Consider the following 21477-nt stretch of genomic DNA (forward strand, 5'->3'; position numbering starts at 1 on the left):
TCATGACGAGTGGTTGGTGCGGTGGAGACCGGGTGGGCTGCGGGTCGCTGCAGTTCAGGCGGAAACCATCACGGCAAGGACCGGTTCGCCGGTCAAGCCGCTATCACGCGAGGGCAGCTCGATGCGGAGCGGCCCAGGGAGCGAAGCCTGGCACGCATGAGCTGGGCGGGAGCAACGAACGCGGTGCTGGCACTCCGGCCGCCGACCGCGTTTCCCACGTTTCTCGCGATGCGGCAGGGGATGCGCCCCGGCCCTGGTGGCATAGGCCCAAAACCCCGGCCGGCTGGCGAGGCGTGAGCCTCTTTCATTTGCGGACTACCCGCGTCGGGGCAAACGCCTCGCCGGTCCCGCTTCGTCTTCCTCGAACTCCGAAGCCCACGGGCTGTCGGACGCTTCAACTTGCGCCGAACTTGTTGCCTTCGCTCTGGCCGTGCTAGACACGCCGCCTTGCCGGCATGCCGCCGGCGCAAATCCCAATTCTGGAGATGAAAATGATCAAGGTGACGTTCCCCGACGGTGCAATACGCGACTATGCGCGTGGCACCACCGGGACCACCGTGGTCGAGGGCATCTCCCCAAGCCTTTCCAAGAAGACGGTCGCCATGAAGTGGAACGGGGTCCTGTCGGACCTTTCCGACCCGCTCGAGGAAGACGGCAAGATCGAGTTCGTGATGCGCGACAGCGCCGACGGGCTCGGGCTGATCCGCCACGACTCGGCGCACGTCCTCGCCGAGGCGGTGCAGGAGCTGTGGCCGGAGACGCAGGTGACGATCGGCCCGGTCATCGAGAACGGCTTCTACTACGACTTCAAGCGCGACACGCCCTTCTCCGAGGACGATTTCCCGGTCATCGAGAAGAAGATGGCCGAGATCATCGGCCGCGGCGCCGCGTTCACCAAGGAAGTCTGGACGCGCGACGAGGCAAAGCGCGTGTTCGCCAGCAAGGGCGAGAACTTCAAGGTCGAGCTGGTCGACGCCATTCCGGCCGACCAGATGATCAAGATCTACAAGCAGGGCCAGTGGTTCGACCTCTGCCGCGGCCCGCACATGCGCTCGACCAAGGACATCGGTACGGCGTTCAAGCTGACCAAGGTGGCAGGTGCCTATTGGCGTGGCGACAGCAACAATCCGGTGCTGAGCCGCATCTATGGCACTGCCTTCGCCAACCAGAAGGAACTCGACGAATACCTCCACATGCTGGAGGAGGCCGAGAAGCGCGACCATCGTAAGATCGGCCGCGACCTCGACCTGTTCCACCTGCAGGAAGAGGCGCAAGGCTCGGTGTTCTGGCACCCGAAGGGCTTCGTGCTCTACAACCAGATGGAAGAGTACATCCGCCGCCGGGTGAACGCGAACGGCTACAACGAGGTGAAGACCCCGCAGCTGATGTCGTCGAAGTTCTGGGAGGCCTCGGGCCACTGGGGCAAGTACCGCGAGAACATGTTCGTGGTGCCCGACGAGGTCCCTGGCACCGAGGAAGAAGGTCCGGTTCTATCGGGTAAGGCAGAGCTCATGGCGCTCAAGCCGATGAACTGCCCGGCCCACATCCAGATCTTCAACCAGGGCATCAAGAGCTACCGCGACCTGCCCATCCGCATGGCGGAGTTCGGCTGCTGCCACCGCAACGAGGCGCACGGCGCGCTGCACGGCCTGCTGCGCGTCCGCCAGATGACCCAGGACGACGCGCACATCTTCTGCACCGAGGAGCAGATTCAGGAGGAGACGGAGCGCTTCGTCCACCTGCTGTACTCGGTGTACGAGCACATGGGCTTCGAGAATGTCGTCATCAAGCTCGCGACGCGGCCGGACAAGTTCGGCGGCACCATCGAGCGCTGGGACGCGGCCGAGAAGGCACTGGGCGATGCGCTCAAGGCCACCGGCTACGACTTCGTCATTGCCGAGGGAGAGGGCGCCTTCTATGCGCCCAAGCTCGAGTTCCACCTGAAGGACGCCATCGGGCGCTCCTGGCAGGTGGGGACGCTGCAGCTCGACTACGTGTTGCCGGAGCGGCTGAACGCCACCTACGTGGCGGAAGACGGCTCGCGGAAGTACGCGGTGATGCTGCATCGAGCGATCCTCGGATCGCTCGAGCGCTTCATCGGCATGATGATCGAGCACTATGCCGGCAAGATGCCGATGTGGCTGGCGCCGGTGCAGGTGGTGGTCGCGACCATCGTCTCGGAGGCCGATGACTATGCGAAGAAGCTGGTCGCCCAGCTCAACGCCGGCGGCATCCGAGCAGAGCTCGACGTGCGCAACGAGAAGATCAACTACAAGGTGCGCGAGCACTCGGTGCAAAAGGTGCCGCTGATGTTCGTGGTTGGAAAGCGCGAGGCTGAGGAGGGGACGGTGTCCGTTCGTCGTCTCGGCACTGAAGGCCAGAAGGTGATGCCGGCAACCGACGCGATCGTCGAACTGATGGCGGAAGCCGTGCCGCCGGACCTGAAGCAGAAGGCCGCGGCCTGATCGACTGGACGGAGAGGGGCCGCAGCGATGCGGCCCCTTTCATTAGGCGAGCCTACTTCTTGTCGGGAACATAGCAGTTGTCGGCGACCAGAATGACCTCGCCCAGCTTCAGCGCGGCGAGCGATTCCTTCACCGGGTAATAGTCGCAGTCGTCCTGCTCGACGAGCGAGCCGTTGTTGTCGAGCTGCTCGCAGTAGCCGCCGGGACGCTTGTAGCCTTCGGGCGCGTCGGGGCCGCAAAGGGCATTGGTGCTCGAGCCAGCAAAGGCCGGCGTTGCAACCGGGAACGCCGCCGCCGAAGCGATAAACAGGGTGATGGCAAGGATGTTCTTCAAGGTTCTCTCCTGAGTTGTTTCGCCAGAAAACTGGCGAGAAAGACGGGCATCTGGTCCGCCGGGTATGGAGCAACGCTACTCAGGACGCGCTGAATTGAACCCGAACTCGCCGTTCAAAGGTCGTTCATAGTCATAATACGACTTATGATGATTCGGGCAGATGTGACCGACTGATGCGGCCAAAGACGAGGGCCCGTCCATCAGGACGGGCCCTTTGCATCTACGTCGGTCGTGGCCGCAACACGGCTAACGGTCACTGATCTTCGGGGCCATCACCGTCATCGACGACGCAGTACAGGCCGCAGCTCTTGCCGCTATCCGAGGTCGAGCTGTTGGCGCCAATCTGCTCGCAATAGCCGCCGGGGCGCTTGTAGGCCTCCGGTCCATCAGGGCCACACTTGGCGCTGATGCTGGTGTCTACCGCGAAAGACGGAGTTGCGATGGGGAAGGCTGCGAGGGAGGTGGCCAGGAGAGCCACGGTGATGAATTTGTACATTGTGCGCCCTTTGGTGCTGTCCTGCGATCTGTGAGCGGATATCGTTATGATGATCCGTCGAATGAACGGCTTTGTAGGGAAAATGGCGTGAACCGTCGTGGAACCTGCCATTCAGGTTCGGTTCAGCCCCGAGACCAAGGGCAATGTTTGCGCGCAAACAGAAAGGGCGGCTATGGAGCCGCCCTTTTCGCAGATGTTCAGCCGCAGTTGTCAGGCAGCTGCGATGTGAATGCTGATCCGGCGGCCGTTGCCGGCAGGCATGGCCGGGGCCGTTCGGCAGAGCAAGCGTGCCGGTTCGTCGCCGGCATTGCGGTAGGCGAACCAGGTCTTGGCGGGGATGCGGACGAACGATCCGGCGGCGACGAAGCCGGCGGCGCCGTTGATCATCACCTCGAGAGTGCCTGTCTTCACCACGAGCACGGTCTCGGCAAGATCGTGCTGCTGCGGCCCGATCTGCACCTGCGGCGGCAGCGTGTGCGACTGCGCGTGGTACTGGAAACCGGCACCGGACGGATTGGCGACGTGAACGACGCGATCGCCGGCGATGAAGAATGCATGCCTCGACATGACTGGTCCCCCCCAAGGGACATGTGTCCGAAACGTGCTGCCGTATCTAAGATAGGGCAGATGAACGGCATTTGAATAGTGGAGAAGAAAAGAGCGGCGCGGCGGCCGCTCTTTCTGCGAGAGCCTAGAGCAGCAGCGGCAGATAGTTGTAGCAATTCTCGGCGACGATCACCTTCTCGGCCGGCGCCTTCAGGTCGAAGAAAGTCGGATAGTAGTAGGTGAAGTCGCAATCCTCGGACTCGACGAGCGATTTGTTCGAGCCGACCTGGTCGCAGTAGCCGCCCTCGCGCTTGTAGGCTTCCGGGGCGTCAGGGCCGCACAGGGCCTGGATGCCCTTGTCGACGGCGAAAGACGGGGTGGCGACCGGGAAGGCAACGAGCGAGGTGGCGAGCAGTGCGAGCGCAATGATCTTGTGCATTATGTTCTCCTGTTAGACGAGCAGCCCGCCGGTGGGCGGGCACGAAGCGAACGAACCGTTCGCGTCGTTGGCCGGTCTGATAGGAGGGGTTGCTTGAACCGATTCCGAACTTGCCGTTCAGCGGTGGTTCAGCGGATCGTGGGGTCGCGGAACTGCACGCCGAGCTCTTTGACGGCCCGCCAGACGACGATGCAGGCCTGCGGCCGGACCTTGTCGACCACCAGATCGAAGGTGCGCGGAATGCGGGTTACCGAGGCGACTTCGAGCTTGGCGCCGGTCTCGGACAGGTTCCGGATGATGCAACGAATCCGGGTGCGGCCGCCGTCGAATACGATAGTTGCTTCGATAACGGTGTTGCGACGCGGCGAAAGTCGCTTTTCGAGACGGATATCCAACGGTCAATTCCCCCAAAACCCGTGCGGACAATGCCTGATGCGACGTTGGGGAAATGCTTATGGAATGGATAAACTTGTGCGACGAGTTGCCTATTGCAATCCGGCGAGACGCAGGCCTTGCAGGTAGCGCGCCAGCAGCGACGGATACATGAACCGCAGCCCGTCGCCGATCGAGGCGATGGTCACGTCCGGGTGGGCGCGCTGGAACTGCTCCAGTGAATCGCGGGCAGCCGCGAGGTCGCCCTGGTGAGCCTGGTACACGGCGAGATCCCGATAGGGCCAGGTGATGCCGGGACGCTCCGACATGGCACGCTGGGCCCAGGCGATCGCCTCCTGAGGGCGGCCGGCAGCGAAATTGGCGAGCCCCATTCCCAGGTGCACGTTGAAGGCGAACGGATCCATCGGGGATAGACGAGCAGCGCGCTCGAAGGCTGCAAGGCCTTCCTCCGGCGTGCCGAGATAGACATGGCCCCAGCCGCGGCGCATCCAGGCCCAGGCGTGGTTGGGATCGAGTTCGAGCGCGCGGTCGGCGAAGGTAGCGGCCTGCGCCACGTTGCCGCCCAGCATCATCATCGCAGAGGCGAGGGCGGTTAGCGCGGTGGGATCGTCGGCGACATGCTGCGATGCGGTCTCAACCAGCTCGGCGGCTATGCGTCGCTCGGCGGCGAAATCGGTGGTCCAGTTATAGGCCACCTGCTGCCCATGCGCCCAGGCGGCCAGGGCTGCCGCCAGCCCGTAGTGGGGTTCGAGCCCCAGCGCCCGGGTCAGCAGGGTAATGGCTTCGCGATTGTCCTCCGGGCTATGCGACCAGAGGTGGGGCAGCGAGCGCATCACCAGGTCGTAAGCCGCGAGGGTGTCAGGGCGCTTCTTGCGGGCCCGCTCGACCTCGGCGCGTCGGATGGACGGCTGGATGGCGCTCGCTACCTCGGCGGCCATGCGATCCTGCAGGTCGAAAAGGTCCGCGACGGCGCCATCGACCTTGTTGGACCAGATGTGGCTGCCGGCATCGGACTCGACGAGCTGCGCGGTGATCCGCACACGTTCGCCGACCCGGCGGACTGAACCTTCGACGACGTAGCGTACCCCAAGCTCACGGCCGATCTGGCGGATATCGACGCCGGCGCGGCCCTTGTAGGTGAAGGCCGAATTGCGGGCGATGACGAAGAAGTCCTTCACCCGGCTCAGCGTTGCGGTGATCTCCTCGACCACGGCGTCCGCGAAATAGCTCTGGTCGGCCTCGCCCGAGAGGTTGTCGAACGGCAGCACCACCACCGAGGGGCGGTTGCTCGGCGGCGGAGGGGGTGGGGACTCGATTTGCTGCGGGCGCGCCACTCCAGCCGGATGCCAGGCGTAGATGCGGACGGTCTTGGTGATGTTCTTGAGCTCGGTGGGGCCCATGTCGATGAACGGCAATTCGATCGTGCCGTCCAGGTACTGGTACATCCACTTGGTGATGCACATGCCACCGGCCGGCGAGTGGCTCTGCACGCGCACCGCCAGGTTGATGCCCGAACCATAGAGGTCGTTGCCGGCCACCAGAACGTCGGCCAGGACGATGCCGGCGCGCACCTGGAACATCTCGCCACCCGGCGCGTGGATCTTGCGCTCATGGATCTGGCGCTGCAGGTCGGCGGTCCATTGGACGGCGGCGACGACGCTGTTGAACTCGGCCAGGAGGCCATCGCCCATGGTCTTGAAGACCTTGCCGCCGGCGGCCCCGATGGTGCGCGAGATCAGCCGATCGTAGACCCGCTGCACGAGGCGCAGGGTCTGACGTTCATTGCGCTCGACGAGGCGGGAATACCCCACTACGTCCAGCGACACGATCGGGACTAATCGACGGTCGGGCTGAGCCATTCTCTGCGCTTCTGCTGCAAGCCTCCGCTCTATAGCACTGTGAAATGTAACGGAGATAGCGGGCGCGCGCGGGACTCGCGAACAATTCGAGAGGAGGTTGGCCGCAACGGACTTGCCGACGCCTCAGGCGGCGGGTTCGCACGCCGCGGCCCGGTCCAGCAGCAGGATGCGCTCACGCTCATTGCGGGTGAGGCTGGCGGCGCGCTCGAACTCGCGGCGGGCCTCTGCAAGGCGCCCCAGTTTCACCAGGAAATCACCGCGGACGCTGGGAAGCAGATGGTAGTTCCGCAGTGTCGGATCGTCGGCAATCGCATCGAGAATGGCGAGGCCGTTGGCGGGACCGAAGGCCATGGTGTGGGCCACGGCGCGGTTGAGTTCGATCACCGGACTTGGCGTCGCGTCGGCCAGGGTGTCGTAAAGCGAGGCGATGCGGCTCCAGTCGGTCTGGTCGGCGCGCCGGGCACGGGCATGGCAGGCGGCGATCGAGGCTTGCAGCACGTAGGGGCCGGTGCCGCCGAGGGCCTCCGCCCGTTCGAGGCCGACGAGGCCGCGGCGGATCAGCATCTGGTCCCACAGCGCGCGGTTCTGTTCGAGCAGCAGCACCGGCTCGCCGTTCGGGCCGCTGCGGGCACGCAGGCGCGAGGCCTGGATTTCCATCAGCGCTACAAGGCCGTGCACTTCCGGTTCGTCGGGGGTGAGGCCGGCAAGGATGCGGCCGAGGCGCATCGCCTCCTCACAGAGCTGCGGTCGGGTCCAGTCGTCGCCGGCCGTGGCGGAGTAGCCTTCGTTGAAGATCAGGTAGAGCACCTCGAGGACCGAGGCGACCCGTTCGGCGCGGTCGCTGCCGCGTGGCACCTCGAAGGGCAGGCCGGCTTCGGCGAGGCTTTTCTTGGCGCGGACGATGCGTTGGGCGATGGTTGGTTCCGCCGCAAGGAAGGCGCGGGCGATCTCGTCGGTGGTGAGGCCACCCAGCAGCCTCAGCGTCAGGGCGACGCGCGCCTCGGGCGACAGCACGGGGTGGCAGGAGGTGAAGATCAGCTTCAGCAGGTCGTCGCCCACATCGTCGTCGAGCGGCGTGTCGAGATCGGGCGGAGTCTCCTCCTCCTCGCGGAGGTCGTAGCCGAGCTCGTCGAGTTTACGGGCGGCCATCTTGTTGCGGCGGAAATAATCGATGGCGCGGCGCTTAGCGGTCTGCATCAGCCATGCACCGGGGTTGCGCGGTACGCCGCTCTCCGGCCAGTGGTTGAGCGCGACGATCAGCGAATCCTGCGCCAGTTCCTCGGCCAGGCCGACGTCGCGCACGATTCGCGTCAGGCCGGCAATCAGCCTGGCCTGCTCGATGCGGAATACCGCCTCGATGGCGCGGTTTGTCTCTCTCTCGGTCATCGTGGCCGATCAGACCAAATCCGGTCCGCCGCGGCAAGGTGCTCATCCTGCGTCAAGCGGGCGACGCGCCGCGCCGTTGCTCGCCATGGCTTCGGTATAGGCCTCGCCGAAGTCCTCTTCGGGGAAGAGCTGGCGGATCTCGATCTCGACGTTGCCATGGCCGTCGAGCTTGGGCCAGGTCTTGACCCATTCGATGGCTGCCTCACGTGAGGGAACCTCGATCAGGGTGTAGCCGGCGATCAGTTCCTTGGCCTCGGCGAACGGTCCGTCGATGACAGTGGGCTTGCCGTTGCTGAACTTCACCTTGGCGCCGCGGGAGCTCGGCATCAGGCCGGAACCGGCGATCACGATGCCGGCCTTGGCCGCGTTCTCGTGGAATTGCGTCATGTCGGCGATCAGGTCGGCGCCGGGCATAACGCCCGCCTCGGTTTCGGCGTCCGCCTTGCGAATGACCATGAAGCGCATATCTCGATCCTTCTGGGCAGGTTAGTTCGTGATGGGTTGCTGGGTGGCGTCGCGCCAGGCCTGTTCCTTGGCAACCGCCTCCTCGGGCACGACCTCGGCAAAGTCAGCCGCCTCGAAGACCCGGCGGAGTTCGATCGTCTCGCCATCGTCGAAGGGGATGCGCTTCACCCACTCGAGGGCTTCGTCCTGCGACTTGGCGCTGATGATCCAGAAGCCGGCGACGAGTTCCTTGGCTTCACCGAAGGGGCCATCGCGGACGACCAGGTTGCCGGCTTCGGAGGTCACGCGTGCGCCTTTGCTCGATGGATGGAGCCCCTCGGCTGCGAGCAGCACGCCGGCGTTGATCAGGTCCTCGTTGAACTTGCCCATGGCCTCGAAGACTTCCGGTGCGGGCATGACGCCGGCCTCGGATTCGGGGCTGCCTTTGACGATGATCATGAAGCGCATTTCGATCTCCTTGTTCCGTTGCAGGCACCGCGCCAGCGGCGCGACCTCTTCCTGCCTCAATGACACAACGAGCGAGGGGGCGTGGAATCGACACAGCCCGATACGATTCTTCAGATTCTCTTCGGGACGGATCCGCAGACGGTCAATAGACCGTCGTAAGAACCTCGATTTCCTTGGCTGCCCCCGGCTGCACCTGGAACTCGCGATTGTAGACCTGTTCGCCGCGCTTGGCGAAGACCAGGTAGTCTCCCTCTCCGAGCACCGTGGAGGGGAAGGCGCCGATATTGGAGAACACCGTCTGGCCGTCGGCCGTCTTCACCGTCCAGTCGATATCGGCAATGGCCTCGCCGCCGGCTTCGCTGACGAGCTTGAACGAGACCTGGGCGGCGCGGTGGTAGAGCGTGGCGTCGGTCAGCTGGCCGGGCTCCACGCGCAGGTCGGCGCGCACGACCGCGTTCACGTCGCCGAAGTAGGAGACGATGTGGTAGGTGCCGGCATTGAGGGTAACGATGTCGTTGGGGCTGAGGTTCTGCGCCACCAGCGTGCGGTCTGCTTCGCTGCTGCCGGTGGTGTAGATGTCAAAGCGGAGCAGGTTGATCGGGATGGCGACGTCGCCGGTTACCGCTGCGTTGAGCCGCATCGCGCCGGCATCCAGCACGAGTTGCTTCGAGTTCTGACCCTCGGCCACGGTCAGCGTGTCGGTGGTCTGGGCTCGGCCATAAGCGACGTGCACCACGTAGCTGCCCGGCGGCAATTCGAGATGCGCAGTGGCGTCGTCGGATTTCTTCGCCAGCACCAGGTCGCCCGCCGCGTCGGTGCGAGTTTCGAAGACACGCCAGGTCACGCCATCGGGCAGGGTGCTGCCGTCATCGGTGATCTTGGCCATCAGCGTGACCGGCTGCGGCGTGGTGTTGATGGCAGCGACGGCTGCGGTCGCGGCTGCTGCGGGGCTGGCTTCGGGCGCGGCCGCGTCGGCGGCGTCGGGACTGGGCGTATCAGCAGGAGCTGGCGCATCGGCGAGTTGTTCGACCGCCTGCGGCATGCGGTCGGCGCGGCGGGGCAGCGGGACCGGCGGGTCCTCGGCGATGGCCAGCATGGGCGCGAGCATCGCTGCGATCCCGAGAATGCCGATCCAATACCTGAGTTTCACCCTAACGACCCCGCAGTCGCGCGCCTCTGGCGCATCGCTTCAAAATGCCTCGCGTGCCTACGCTTGGATTGGGGAAAAGCTGTGTCATAAGGACCAGACGCTCGCAAGGACCAGACCATGCCCATCAACGCCGCAGTGCGCGACTATCTAAAGACCCGCCGTTCGGTCGGCATCGGTTTCCTGAAAGACCCCGGCCCAACGGCAGAGGAACTGCAGGAAATCCTGACCATCGGGACGCGCGTGCCTGACCATGGCAAGTTCGTGCCGTGGCGGCTGATTCTCATCGAAGGCGAGGATCGCGTGCGGGCCGGCGAGCGGTTGGCCGAGATCGCCAAGCGCAAGCGCCCGGAACTCGACGAGGCTGGTCTCGATCTCGAGCGGCGGCAGTTCCTGCCGGCCCCATTGACCATCGGCGTGCTGCTGTCGCCCAAGCCCAACCCGAAGGCGCCGGAGATGGAGCAGCTGCTGTCGGCCGGCAATGTCTGCTTCAACCTCTCACATGCGGCGTTCGCCATGGGCTTTGCCGCGAGCTGGACCAACCGCTGGTACGGGTTCGACACGGAAGCCCAGACCATGCTCGGCGCCCGCGGCGGGGAGCGGTTCGTGGGCTTCGTCCATATCGGCACGCCGACGGCGGTGATCGAGGATCGCGATCGGCCGAACCTCGAAGATGTCGTGAGCAAGTGGCAGGGCTAACCATTCGTTAACCAGTCAGAGGTGATTGGTTAATCGAACGTTAGCAACGGACCCTTCGAGTCGATGGGCGTGAAGCCGATATCGGTGCCGCAGCCGCTCGCCTATGCCATGGACACGGCAGGGGCGAAGAGCGATGTCGACTTCGATTACCTGCTGCGCACCGCCATCCGGGAAAGCAGCCTCGATCCCGAGGCCAAGGCGCCGACATCGAGCGCTACCGGGCTGTTCCAGTTTCTCGACAGCACCTGGCTGCAGGTCATGAAGCAGGAAGGGCCGCGGCTCGGCTACGGACAGTACGCAGACGCCATCAACGTCGACTCGGACGGGGATTATTACATTGCCGACAAGGCGCTCCGGCAGGAAGTTCTGAAGCTGCGCGAAGACCCGCAGATCGCCTCGGACATGGCCGCCGCCTTCACCCGCAGCAATGGGGCGTATCTGTTCGAGAAGTTCGGCCGCATGCCGAGCCCGGGCGAGCTCTACATCGCGCATTTCCTCGGGGCGCAGGGTGCAGAGAAGCTGTTCAACGCCGGCCTCAAGGATCCGGAGCAGATTGCCGCCAAGCTGTTTCCGAAGCAGGCCAAGGCCAACCGGTTGATCTTCTACGAAGGCGGCGAGGCGCGGACGATACGACAGGTGTACCGGGCGCTGGTGGCAAAGCACGACGGCGCGGCCGACCCTCGCTTCCAGGCCCAGCAACTGGCGGTCGATCCGGCGGCAGCGGGGAAATGGGACGCGGCCCCAATCCCGTCGCGCTTCTCGACCGATGACATGTCGTTCACCTCGCTGTTCTCCAACGAGGGTGAAGTACAGGGCCGGACGCTGATGAGCCCGGTCAGCGAGGCCCAGGGCAGTGCGCTGTTCACCCAGATGTATGGCCAGGACGGTACCCTGCCAAAGCCCCCGAAGTTATGGTGAACCGTTCCTTAAGCCTTCCTCGATAGCGTCTTTCTCGGCGCCTACCGGAGAGCTTGATGGTCGCGTACCAGGATTTCGTCACGCTGAGCCAATCGCGTGACAGTGAGGAGCGGGGGCAGGCGGCCCACCTCGCGGCCATGGCCTATCTCAACCATTTCGGCCCGGCTGATGAGCATGCGGCGCTCTATGCCGCGCTGATTGGCTTCCTCGACGATCCGTCGGTGCGCGTGCGCGGCGCGCTGGCCTATGGGTTGCTGCATGCCGTGGAGGCGCCGCGGCCGATTCTCCTGGCGCTGCTCCAGGATAGTCCGGTGATCGCCCGTGCCGTGGTGCAGTATTCGCCGGCACTGGTGGATGCCGACCTGATGGCGCTGATCCGGGGCGCCGACGAAGCCATGCTGCTGGCGACTGCAACGCGCGAGCGGATCAGCCAACGCGTTGCCGAGGCGCTCGTTGCCAAGGGTGGGAGGCTGCTGCTGACCAAGCTGCTCGATCGGCCGGATGTGCCGTTCTCGGCGGTGATGCTGCGGCAGGTGGCGGATCGCGATGGCGCCGAGGATGCGGAGTTGCGTGGCCTGCTGCTGGCGCGGGACGACCTGCCGGCGGATGCGCGGCTGGTGCTGGTCCAGGCGGTTGCCGCCGCGCTGCGCGGCGCGCGGGTCATCAGTGGCGCGGTTGCTCCACATCGGCTCGACCGGTTGCTCCGGGACGCGACAGACACCGCACTGACGGCGATCGGCGAACGGGAAGCGGCCGCGGGCAGGGCGCCTTACGCGGCGGAACTGGTGGAATCGGAGAGTGTGTCCACGCGCGTCATGCTGCACGCCATCGTCCAGGGCCACGTCCTGTTCTTCGCCGACTGCGTCGCCCAACTGGCGGAAACGCCGCGCGAGAAGGTGTTCACCCTGCTCGAGCATGGCAGCCGAGCGGCGCTGAACGCGCTGTTCTCGCGCTGCGGTCTCAGCGAGGCCGTACGCAACATGCTGGCGCGGCTGATCTTTCACGCCCGCGCGGCGAACCTCGCGGACGACTTGGCGGCGCGGCACTTCGTCGTGACAGCGCTGACCGAGGAACTGATCGTCGAGCATGACGGCGTGATCCCGCCGGACCTCGAGGAGGCCTTCGCCTATCTCAGCGAGCAGAACGTCATGCTCGCCCGGCGAGCTGCGCGTGGCGTGATGTCGGCCTTCGCCGGGATGACCCAGGCTGAGATGGCGCTGCCGCAGGTCTCGGTGGAAGAGCGGCTGGCGCTGCCGGCGGCCTAGTAGCGGAACTGCTCGCTCAGCACGCGTTCGTCGAGCCCGGTGCCCGGATCGAACAGCAGCGTCACCTTCTGGCTGCGGTTCTCCCGCACCGTGACCTCGATGACGCGCTGGAATTCGACATTGTCGGCAACTGCACTCACCGGCCGCTTTTCTGCCTCCCGCGTCCGGAACGTCACCACGGCCCGGTTGTTGAGGATGGCGCCGCGCCAGCGGCGCGGACGGAACGGCGAGATCGGCGTCAGGGCCAACAAAGGCGAGTCGATCGGCAGGATCGGACCGTGGGCCGAGAGGTTATAAGCGGTCGAGCCGGCCGGCGTGGCAAGCAGCACCCCGTCACAGATCAGTTCCTCGAGCCTTGGCTGGCCGTCGACGAGGATCTCGACCTTCACCGCCTGATAGGTCATACGGAAGAGCGACACCTCGTTGAGGGCAAGGGCCTTGTGCTCGGACCCGTCCGCGAGGCGAGCGTTCATTTCGAGCGGGTAGATGTGCGTTGGACGTGCCGCCGCCAGCCGGGCGGCCAGGTCGTTGGACGAGAATTCGTTCATCAGGAAGCCGACGGAGCCGAAGTTCATGCCGTAAACCGGCACGTTCTTGCCCATCTTGCGATGCAGCGTCTGCAGCATCAGCCCGTCGCCACCGAGCGCCACGACATGGGTGGCTTTGTCGAAGCCGCAGTCGCCGTAGCGCTCGCGCAGCAGGTCCGCGGCGCGGTCGGCCTCCGGCGTGCCGCTCGATACGAAGCTTACTCCTTCGATGCGTTCAGTCACTGCCGGCCCCTCGCTACCAAGCCCGCTGCCTAGCATGCACAGGTGACGCGGGGAAGAACGGGTTGATTGGGCCCTTCGTCTCAACTACATGAGCGGCAAGGAATTTGAGGACAGAAATGCGCGCCGAAATCACCAAGGTCATCGCCGAAATCGAGCAGGTCGTAAGCCTGCTGAGGAGGCATCTTTGACTGGGACACAGCTGAAGCACGTCTCGACGATCTGACGGCTCGCACCGAGCATCCCGACTTCTGGGCCGACCCCGACAAGGCGCGGCCGATCATGCAGCAGCGTGATGAGCTCGACGTGCAGGTGAAGGCGGTGAAGGCGTTCGAGGCCTCGGTCCGCGACAATTCCGAACTCATCGAGATGGGTGAGGCGGAGAACGACGCCGGCATCATCAAGGAAGCTGAAGAGGCGCTGCAGGAGACGCTGAAAGATGCGCGCTCGGCTCAGGTCGAGACGCTGCTCTCTGGTGAAGCCGATTCGAACGACTGCTACCTCGAAATCCACTCCGGTGCCGGCGGCACCGAGAGCCAGGACTGGGCCAACATCCTGTTGCGCATGTACACGCGCTGGGCGGAGCGGCGGAAGTTCAAGGTCGAGACGATGGAAATCCACGACGGCGAAGAAGCCGGGATCAAGTCGGCGACGATCAAGGTCACCGGCCATAACGCCTATGGCTGGCTGAAGACCGAAAGCGGGGTGCATCGGTTGGTTCGCATCTCGCCCTATGACAGCGCTGCGCGGCGGCACACCAGTTTCTCGAGCGCGTGGGTCTATCCGGTGGTGGACGACACCATCAACATCGAGATCAACGAAAGCGACCTCAAGGTCGACACCTATCGTTCGTCCGGTGCCGGCGGCCAGCACGTGAACACGACCGACTCGGCGATCCGCATCACCCACGTCCCGTCGGGCATCATCGTTGCCTGCCAGCAGGAACGCAGCCAGCACAAGAACCGTGCGACGGCCATGGCCATGCTGAAGGCACGCCTCTACGAGGCAGAGTTGCAGAAGCGCGAGGAAGCGGCGAACGCGGAATCGGCCGCCAAGACCGATGTGGGCTGGGGTCACCAGATCCGCAGCTACGTGCTGCAGCCCTACCAGATGGTCAAGGACCTCAGGACCGGCCACGAGACCTCGAACACTTCGGCGGTGCTCGATGGAGACCTCGACGACTTCATGGAAGCGTCGCTGGCGGCCCGCGTGAGCGGCTACGCCGACAAGGTCGCCGACGTCGACTAATGCGATTGGCCGGCGACTTGCGTCACCGGCCAATCAACCGTCAGGACCCGAATATCGAAATGAGCGCCCAGGGCCACCTTGGCGCATGGGTTGTGTGTTACCGGTTACGTGTAACGCGCGCATGATGTATTTGAACTAGTGTGCATATTCTACGTTTCGAACCGTGGCGCGGCTGCAGCCTGCAGCTCATTTCGGAGGTTCGCGGTGGAGGACGACCTAGTCGACAGGATCTACGAAGCCGGGGCCATCCCCGACTTGTGGCCAAGCGTGCTCGAGGAATTGGGTAAGGTCGGCAAGGTCAGCGGGACGCTATTGTTCGCCGTGCGCGGCGAGTCGGCGCATTGGACCGCCTCGCCAAGTCTACACGACATGTCGAAGGGCTATTTCGAGGCCGGTTATCCGGGCCGCGACGATCGCACTGCCCGGTTGTTGGCCTACGACCATTCCGGCTTCGTCACCGATCTCGACGTGTTCACGCGGGAGGATTGGGAGGCCGATCCGATCCGGCAGGAGTTCTTTGTGCCACGCGGCTACGGCTGGGGAGTGGCAACCGGCATCAAGGTGCCGACCGGCGACCTGCTGATCTTTCACGGCGAGCGGCGTCTCGAGGACGGGCCGGTGGAGCGCGACGTCGTGGCGCGGCTCGACTTGCTGCGGCCGCATCTGGCGCGGGCGGCGCTGATGTCGGCGCGTATTGCGTTCGAACGCGCGCAGGGAGCGGTGTCGGCGTTGGAGATGGTGGGCGTCCCCGCTGCAGTGCTGGGGCCGCGAGGGGCAGCAATCGCCACCAACAAGCTCCTGGATGCCCTCAGCCCCGATGTCGTGCAATCGCGGCCGACGCGGTTAGGGCTCGCCAATCCGCGGGCTGACCAGATGCTGATCGACGCGCTGGAAGCGGCCGAGCTGGGATTGCACACCGGGCCTTCGAGGTCGATCGCCGTGCCGGCCAGCGAGGGCCGCGCGGCAATGGTGGCGCATATACTGCCGATACGGGCTTCGGCGCGCGAAGTGTTCACGGGGGCAGCCGCGGTACTGCTGATGACCCCGGTGACGCTCAGGGAGTTGCCCGATCTTGCGGTGATCCAGGGGTTGTTCGATCTGACGCCGGCCGAGGCGAGGATTGCTCGCGCGCTTGGTGGCGGGATGACCATAGGCCAGATCGCCGCCACCACCGGCGCGAGCGCAGCAACCGTGCGCAATCAGGTGCAGGCAGTGTTCGGCAAGACCGGGATGCATCGGCAGGCCGAGCTCGTCGGCCTGCTGCAGGGACTGTCGCCGACCGCTGGCGAGGCGCCTCCACCGTCGCCTAGCGCGGTGTCTCCACTGTCGCAATCGCCGCCGCGTAAGTGATGCCGCCGCCGAAGGCGACGAGCCCGAGCCGGTCGCCCGGCTTGGTGGTCGGCAGCGCATCCATCAGCGCGAGCGGGATGGTCGACGAGCTGGTGTTGCCGAGATTGCGGATGATCGAGTGCGCAGGACGGCCCGAACGGCGGGCAATGGCGTCGATTATGCGCTGGTTGGCCTGGTGCGGCACCATCAAATCGATATCGTCCATGGTGATGCCTTCGGCGGCGCAGGCAGAGGTCAGCGTCGCCGTCATGGCGCGGACGGCATCGGCGAATACTTCGCGGCCGTTCATCTTGATGTAGCCCTCACCGGCGCGCGGCACGCTCAGCAGCTCTCCCGATTCGGGGGCGCCGGCGATGGTCGGCTGGGCGAAGGTGAAGAGCGTCGGTTGATCATGGCCCGGCCCCTGCACCAGCGAAGCGGTTGCGGCATCGGCGAACAGCACAGCGGTGTTGAAGTCGTTCTGGTCGAGCAGCGGCGATAACACCTCGGACGTGACCACGAGCACCCGTGCATCCGGGTTGTTGGTCACGTAGTCGCGGGCATTGGCGAGCGCGTAGAGGTAGCCCGAGCAGGCGGCGTTGATGTCGTAAGCCGGCAAGCTGGCGCGCCCGGCGGTGCTGACGGCATCGGCGACCCGGCAGGCGAGGGACGGGGTGATCACATCCGGCGTGCCGGTGGCAGCGATCACCAGGTCGATGTCGCCGATCTCGAGTTGCTGTTCATCGAGCAGCTTCTGCGTCGCCGAGACGGCGAGCGAGAATACTGTCTCGCCGGGCTGCACCCAGCGGCGGCTCTCGATGCCGGTGAGCTTGACGATGTCGCCGGCGTCGCGCGTCTGCCAGTTGCCCTTGAGGTCCGAGTTCTGCACTTTTCGGGCGCCGGTGATGCCGGCAATGCCGGCGACGCCAACCGGAATATCGGCGCGGCCGACGATCGCCGGAGCAGGCTGCGCAGCGGAGCGGCGCTTCAGGATCGCCTTGTCGATGCGTTCGGCGGTGACGGTGGTTTGCTGCCGCGCGACGGAGGCGTCGGCCTCGACGAACATAAGCGGGGCGCCGACCGCGACCTTCTGCTTGAGCTCGACCGGGATCGACAAGACCTTGCCGGTGACGGTGGCCTGTACGTCGACTGCTGCCTTCGTCGCCTCGACTACGGCGACGAGATCGCCGGTCTTGATCATGTCGCCCGGCTTCACCAGCAGCTCGACGATCTCCACCTCGTCGTCCGCCGGTCCGGAGCCGATGGCCGCGATCGCGGCAGGGCCCGCGTCCGCCTTGGGCGCTTCCCATTCGAGGTCGAATTCAAGGAGCGCTGCCGCGGCTTCCATGATCCGCCGATAGGAGGGCAGGGTGTCGATCTGCCGCTCGAACTGGAACGGCACGTGGATGTCATCGCGAGTGACGCGTTTGGCGCTCACCGGCACGCCGGCGTGCTCCATCGCCGTCGCCATCACCTCGGCGCCGAAGCCGGCGGTGTGGTTGTCCTCGTGAACGACGAGGAGGCGCTTGGTGCGGCGGACCGAACGCAGCACGGCGTCTTGGTCCCAGGGCGAGATCGAGCGCAGATCAATGACGTCGAGTTCGGCGCCGGCGCCAGACAGGGTCTCGGCGGCCAGCAGCGACTGGGTCAGCGGGTTGCCCCAGGTGACCAGCGTCAGGTCATTCCCCTGCCGCGCCGCGCGGGCGCGGCCGGGAGCGACGAAGTGCTTGGTGGTGTCGTCTGAAGTGCGGCGATCCGAGAGGTTCAGCCCGCTCTTGGGGTATAGGAACACCGTCGGCCGCTTGCTCTGGAACGCGGCGTTGAGCAGGCCCGCGGCATCGCCGGCGCTCGACGGCATCACGACGTCGATGCCGGGCACATGGGCGAGGATCGATTCAAGCGTCTGCGCATGGAACGGGCCGAGGCCGGCCTTGTAGCCACCACAGCTGACCATCAGGATCACCGGCGCCTGCCAGGTCCCATCGGTGCGCCAGTACATCGAGCCGAGCTCGGAGATGATCTGGTTGAAGCCGAGCGGCAGGAAATCGGCGAACTGGATGAACGCTACCGGACGCTGCCCGGTCAGGGCGCGGCCGATCGAGGTGCCGATGATGGTCGATTCGGACAGCGGCGCGTTGCGAACGCGGCCGGGAAAGGCGGTCGAGAGGCCTTTCGTGACGCCGAATACGTCGCCCTTGGGATCCTCGATGTCCTGGCCGAGCAGTTGCACTTCACGGTTGGCGGCGAGCTGATCGCGCAGCACGCGGTTCAGTGCCTCGCGCATGGTGAGGTTCGGCGCCTTGGGGTCGCCCCGATACTCCTTGGTGTGCGCGAAATCTGCCGGGTAGGGCGCCTTGGCCTCTCCAGCGGTCTGCGGCACCGCTTCGCCGCGTGCCTCGAGGACTGCCGCCGCGACTTCACCGATCAGCGTGGTCTCCAGCTGCACCAGCGCGGTGTCGCCCATCTGCGACTCGCGCAGCGATTGGCGAATGGCCTCGAGCGGATCGCGGCTCTTGCCGGACTTCAGGTCGTCGGCGGCACGATAGAGCGCCTGGTCATCGGCATTGGTGTGATCCGACAGCCGCTCCAGTTCCATCAGCAGCAGCGTCGGGCCGCGCGTGGCGCGGGTATGAGTTACGGCGGACTCGAACGCGGCGCGGGTGGCCGCCAGATCCACGCCGTCGACGCGGCGGATCGGCAGGCCGAAGAAGCTGTCCGCGGGACCGTTGGGGAGATCGAAGAAGGTCTGGCCGGGGGTCTTGGTAGAGATGGCCCAGTTGTTGTTCTGGATGACGAAGACCACCGGCGCCGCGGTGCGCACAGCCTCGCCGACCGCCTCGAGGAACTCGCCCTGCTGGGTGGTGCCGTCGCCGACGCAGCAGATCACGACCGGCGAATCGGGATGGAACTTCACCGCCTGGGCGTTGCCCACGGCGTGCAGCGCGTTGTTGCCGACCGGGCCGACCATCGAGGCGACGTTCAGTTCACGCGCCGAATAATGGGCGCTCATCTGGCGACCGGCGGAGTGGGACGGGCCAGTTGCCAACAGGCTGCGGAAGAATTCGACCAGCGGCAGGCCACGCGCCAGAAGTAGCGCCTTGTCGCGATAGTGGAGGTGGAGCCAATCCTGCTGGCCGAGATAGTCGGCGATCAGCGCGGTCGACTCGTGCCCGGCGCCGGAGACGTGAAAATGCGCAAGACCCTGCTTGACCAGGTCCTGTTCCACGCGGTCGATCTCTCGGGCGAGAAACATCGCCCGGTGCAGCCGCAGCATCGTTGGAATGTCTGAGGTCATCAGCATTGTGTCGGGAACCTAGACCCGCTCCTGGCGAAAAACCAGAGCAACTAGCTGGTCTTGGGCGAATGCATGGCTGATTTGCTTAAGTCGTTGCGGAGTTGCAATCGGCTAGGCGCCGAGGAACCTCGCGAGCCGCTTACCGACGGCGAGATACTTGCCGGGGTCCACTGCGACATCCTTGCGGCGCACTTCAAAGTGCAGATGCGGTCCGGTGGAGCGGCCGGTGGACCCGACCTTGGCGATCGGCGTGCCGGTGTTGACCACCTGGCCCTCCTTGACGAGGAAGGCACTGAGGTGGCCGTAGCGGGTGACGAGCCCGGTGGTGTGGGTGATCTCGACCAGGTTGCCGTAACCGGACTTCTCGCCGACGAAGGTCACCTTGCCATAGCCGGCGCTGAGGACCGTGGTGCCGCGGGGCGCCGGGAAATCCAGGCCGGCATGGAAGGCGCGGCCGCCGGTGAAGGGGTCCTTGCGGTTGCCGAAGGTCGAGCTGATGCGGTTCAGCGAGCCCATCGGCTTATGGATCGGCGCGAGGTCGATGGCGCTGCGGGCGGCCTTGAAGCGAGCCAGCGCCAGGTAGACATCGTTGGCGTCATCGACGATGCCGGCGGCGTCGGGGCCATCCACTGGCGGCTGGTAGGGGCCACCGACGGCGTCGGCGAGCCCCTCGGGCATGCTCGGCTTGATGCCGAGGCCGCTGAGTTCATCGAGAATGGTGTCGGTCGATTCGGTGGCGGATTCGGAGAGAGCCGCCAGCGCCATGCGGCTGTCGTCCATCATGGTGGTCATCGAGGCGCTGACCTCGGCAAGATTTCCGGCAGGCGTGGCGGTGGGGACGAGGGCGGCTGCAACAGGCGGTGAGTCATCGTCGTCGACGGGCGTCGCCGCGGCGGTCTCGATACCGAGTTCGGCGGCCTTCTCGGCAAGTTGCTTCACCAGCTGATGCTGCTCGAGCAGCACTTCCTGCTGCTGGGTCAGTTCCTGCAGCTGCAGGTTGATATCGCCAGCCTGGGCAAACTGGCGCGAATGCAGCCGGTCGACCTCGACGCGCAACTGGGCAATGCGATCCTCGTAGGCGGAAACGACCACGTCGCTCTGGCCGCTCAGGAGGGCAGAGATATCCGGCGCCATCAGAAAGCCGACGAGGGTGAGAATGTTGGTCGCCAGGAGGGCGGTGAAGCCGGCGTAGAAATAGATTGGCCGGATACCGGGCCCGTGGTCGCGCCGTGCCTTCTGGGGCGGTGCGCCAAACACCTTGGTAACCGGCTGTACGCCGTTCGATTTCGCACGCACCGCCGCAACTCCGGGACGCCACTCAACTGGTCCCGATCATGAACTGTTAGGGTTAACAAACGCGAAAAGGCGGCTTACGCGCCGGCGCTAAGCCTTGGCGCGCCGGGGTTTGGGGGCAGGTATTCCGGTGCGCTCCACCAGCGCCCGAGTCGCTGCGAGCACCTTTTCGGCATGGCCCTTGATGCGGGTGGCGTGGAAGACTTCGGCGACGTTGCCATCGGGGCCAACCAGCACGGTGATGCGCTTCACCCCCATATACTCGACGCCCCACAGCTTCTTGAGCTGCCAGATGCCATAGGCTTCGATCGCCTTGCGCTCGGGGTCGGCGGCGAGGACCACGCCCAGATTAAACCTGTCTCGGAATGAGCAGTGTTTCTCGACGCTGTCGGGAGAAATGCCGACGACGATCGCACCGAGACGCTTGAATTCGGGCATCTGGTCGGTGAACTCGATGTTCTCGAGCGTGCAACCTTCGGTGTCGTCCTGCGGATAGAAGTAAAGCACCACGGGGTGCCCGAGATGATCGGACAGGCGGAACCTCTCGTGGCTGTCGGTGACGAGTTCGAAGTCGGGGGCAGGGCTGCCGGGGCTGGGTACGGTCATGTAATCCGGTTCGATAGACAGTGGAGCGCCGGAAAAGCGGCGCATCCAAGGGGTGTTAGTGCCATATTGCAGCCGGTATC

General features: G+C 65.2%; 20 protein-coding genes. 6 read left to right on the forward strand and 14 right to left on the reverse strand.

Features of this window, described 5'->3' with window-relative positions:
* Window positions 1-491 precede the first annotated feature (491 nt).
* Window positions 492-2465: a threonine--tRNA ligase gene (thrS, locus tag AC1DYL_RS20465; RefSeq protein ID WP_477174584.1), complete on the forward strand. Its 1974-nt coding sequence runs from the start codon at window positions 492-494 to the stop codon at window positions 2463-2465.
* Window positions 2466-2517: 52 nt separating this feature from the next.
* On the opposite strand, the gene AC1DYL_RS20470 is transcribed toward thrS, so the two are convergent.
* The 10 genes from AC1DYL_RS20470 to AC1DYL_RS20515 form a co-directional block, all read right to left on the reverse strand.
* Window positions 2518-2799: a hypothetical protein gene (locus AC1DYL_RS20470; protein WP_477174585.1), complete on the reverse strand. Its 282-nt coding sequence runs from the start codon at window positions 2797-2799 to the stop codon at window positions 2518-2520.
* Between the two features lie 253 nt (window positions 2800-3052).
* Window positions 3053-3295 (reverse strand): hypothetical protein, encoded by a 243-nt coding sequence (locus AC1DYL_RS20475; RefSeq protein WP_477174586.1) that lies wholly within the window; start codon window positions 3293-3295, stop codon window positions 3053-3055.
* Window positions 3296-3505: 210 nt separating this feature from the next.
* Window positions 3506-3862: a cupin domain-containing protein gene (locus tag AC1DYL_RS20480; protein ID WP_477174587.1), complete on the reverse strand. Its 357-nt coding sequence runs from the start codon at window positions 3860-3862 to the stop codon at window positions 3506-3508.
* A 124-nt stretch (window positions 3863-3986) separates the two neighbouring features.
* Window positions 3987-4280: a hypothetical protein gene (locus AC1DYL_RS20485; RefSeq protein WP_477149502.1), complete on the reverse strand. Its 294-nt coding sequence runs from the start codon at window positions 4278-4280 to the stop codon at window positions 3987-3989.
* 128 nt (window positions 4281-4408) lie between these two features.
* A complete protein-coding gene (locus AC1DYL_RS20490) occupies window positions 4409-4675 on the reverse strand; it encodes a PilZ domain-containing protein (protein WP_477149501.1) in 267 nt (88 codons plus the stop codon).
* Between the two features lie 90 nt (window positions 4676-4765).
* Window positions 4766-6532, reverse strand: a complete 1767-nt coding sequence (locus AC1DYL_RS20495) for an adenylate/guanylate cyclase domain-containing protein (RefSeq protein ID WP_477149500.1) — start codon at window positions 6530-6532, stop codon at window positions 4766-4768.
* 123 nt (window positions 6533-6655) lie between these two features.
* Window positions 6656-7918 carry an RNA polymerase sigma factor gene (locus AC1DYL_RS20500; protein ID WP_477157653.1) on the reverse strand — a complete coding sequence of 421 codons (1263 nt, stop codon included), beginning with the start codon at window positions 7916-7918 and terminating at the stop codon, window positions 6656-6658.
* Between the two features lie 42 nt (window positions 7919-7960).
* Complete coding sequence (locus AC1DYL_RS20505) at window positions 7961-8383, reverse strand: YciI family protein (protein ID WP_477174588.1); 423 nt, start codon at window positions 8381-8383, stop codon at window positions 7961-7963.
* Between the two features lie 21 nt (window positions 8384-8404).
* Window positions 8405-8830, reverse strand: coding sequence for a YciI family protein (locus tag AC1DYL_RS20510; protein WP_477157655.1), 426 nt, complete (start codon window positions 8828-8830; stop codon window positions 8405-8407).
* Window positions 8831-8972: 142 nt separating this feature from the next.
* Window positions 8973-9980 (reverse strand): hypothetical protein, encoded by a 1008-nt coding sequence (locus AC1DYL_RS20515; protein ID WP_477174589.1) that lies wholly within the window; start codon window positions 9978-9980, stop codon window positions 8973-8975.
* Between the two features lie 117 nt (window positions 9981-10097).
* Here AC1DYL_RS20515 and AC1DYL_RS20520 point away from each other — a divergent pair, with 117 nt between their 5' ends.
* The 3 genes from AC1DYL_RS20520 to AC1DYL_RS20530 all read left to right on the forward strand — a co-directional run bounded on the left by AC1DYL_RS20520 (window position 10098) and on the right by AC1DYL_RS20530 (window position 12859).
* Entirely contained in the window at window positions 10098-10676 is a 579-nt protein-coding gene (locus AC1DYL_RS20520) for a nitroreductase family protein (RefSeq protein ID WP_477157657.1), read from the forward strand.
* 69 nt (window positions 10677-10745) lie between these two features.
* Window positions 10746-11594 carry a lytic transglycosylase domain-containing protein gene (locus AC1DYL_RS20525; protein ID WP_477174590.1) on the forward strand — a complete coding sequence of 283 codons (849 nt, stop codon included), beginning with the start codon at window positions 10746-10748 and terminating at the stop codon, window positions 11592-11594.
* 56 nt (window positions 11595-11650) lie between these two features.
* Entirely contained in the window at window positions 11651-12859 is a 1209-nt protein-coding gene (locus AC1DYL_RS20530; RefSeq protein ID WP_477149493.1) for a DUF2336 domain-containing protein, read from the forward strand.
* Here the strand turns inward: AC1DYL_RS20530 and AC1DYL_RS20535 are convergent.
* Window positions 12856-13665: an NAD kinase gene (locus tag AC1DYL_RS20535; RefSeq protein ID WP_477149492.1), complete on the reverse strand. Its 810-nt coding sequence runs from the start codon at window positions 13663-13665 to the stop codon at window positions 12856-12858. The two genes, AC1DYL_RS20530 and AC1DYL_RS20535, sit on opposite strands and share 4 nt — an antisense overlap.
* 80 nt (window positions 13666-13745) lie before the next feature.
* Between AC1DYL_RS20535 and prfB the strand changes: the two genes are divergently transcribed.
* Both prfB and AC1DYL_RS20545 read left to right on the forward strand, forming a co-directional pair.
* Window positions 13746-14874 (forward strand): peptide chain release factor 2 gene (gene prfB, locus AC1DYL_RS20540; protein WP_477149491.1). Its coding sequence is split into 2 segments (ribosomal slippage): window positions 13746-13814 and window positions 13816-14874, totalling 1128 coding nucleotides; the frame shifts between segments, so codons are not numbered across the junction.
* A gap of 204 nt (window positions 14875-15078) precedes the next feature.
* Window positions 15079-16224: a helix-turn-helix transcriptional regulator gene (locus AC1DYL_RS20545; RefSeq protein ID WP_477149490.1), complete on the forward strand. Its 1146-nt coding sequence runs from the start codon at window positions 15079-15081 to the stop codon at window positions 16222-16224.
* Here AC1DYL_RS20545 and AC1DYL_RS20550 read toward each other — a convergent pair.
* From AC1DYL_RS20550 to AC1DYL_RS20560, 3 genes are all read right to left on the reverse strand, one after another.
* Window positions 16181-19498 (reverse strand): beta-ketoacyl-ACP synthase 3, encoded by a 3318-nt coding sequence (locus AC1DYL_RS20550; protein WP_477174591.1) that lies wholly within the window; start codon window positions 19496-19498, stop codon window positions 16181-16183. The two genes, AC1DYL_RS20545 and AC1DYL_RS20550, sit on opposite strands and share 44 nt — an antisense overlap.
* Window positions 19499-19609: 111 nt before the next feature.
* Window positions 19610-20794: a M23 family metallopeptidase gene (locus AC1DYL_RS20555; protein WP_477149488.1), complete on the reverse strand. Its 1185-nt coding sequence runs from the start codon at window positions 20792-20794 to the stop codon at window positions 19610-19612.
* A gap of 87 nt (window positions 20795-20881) precedes the next feature.
* Window positions 20882-21397 carry a peroxiredoxin gene (locus AC1DYL_RS20560; protein WP_477174592.1) on the reverse strand — a complete coding sequence of 172 codons (516 nt, stop codon included), beginning with the start codon at window positions 21395-21397 and terminating at the stop codon, window positions 20882-20884.
* Window positions 21398-21477: the final 80 nt, after the last annotated feature.

The organism is Devosia sp. P1_H9 (assembly GCF_056405135.1).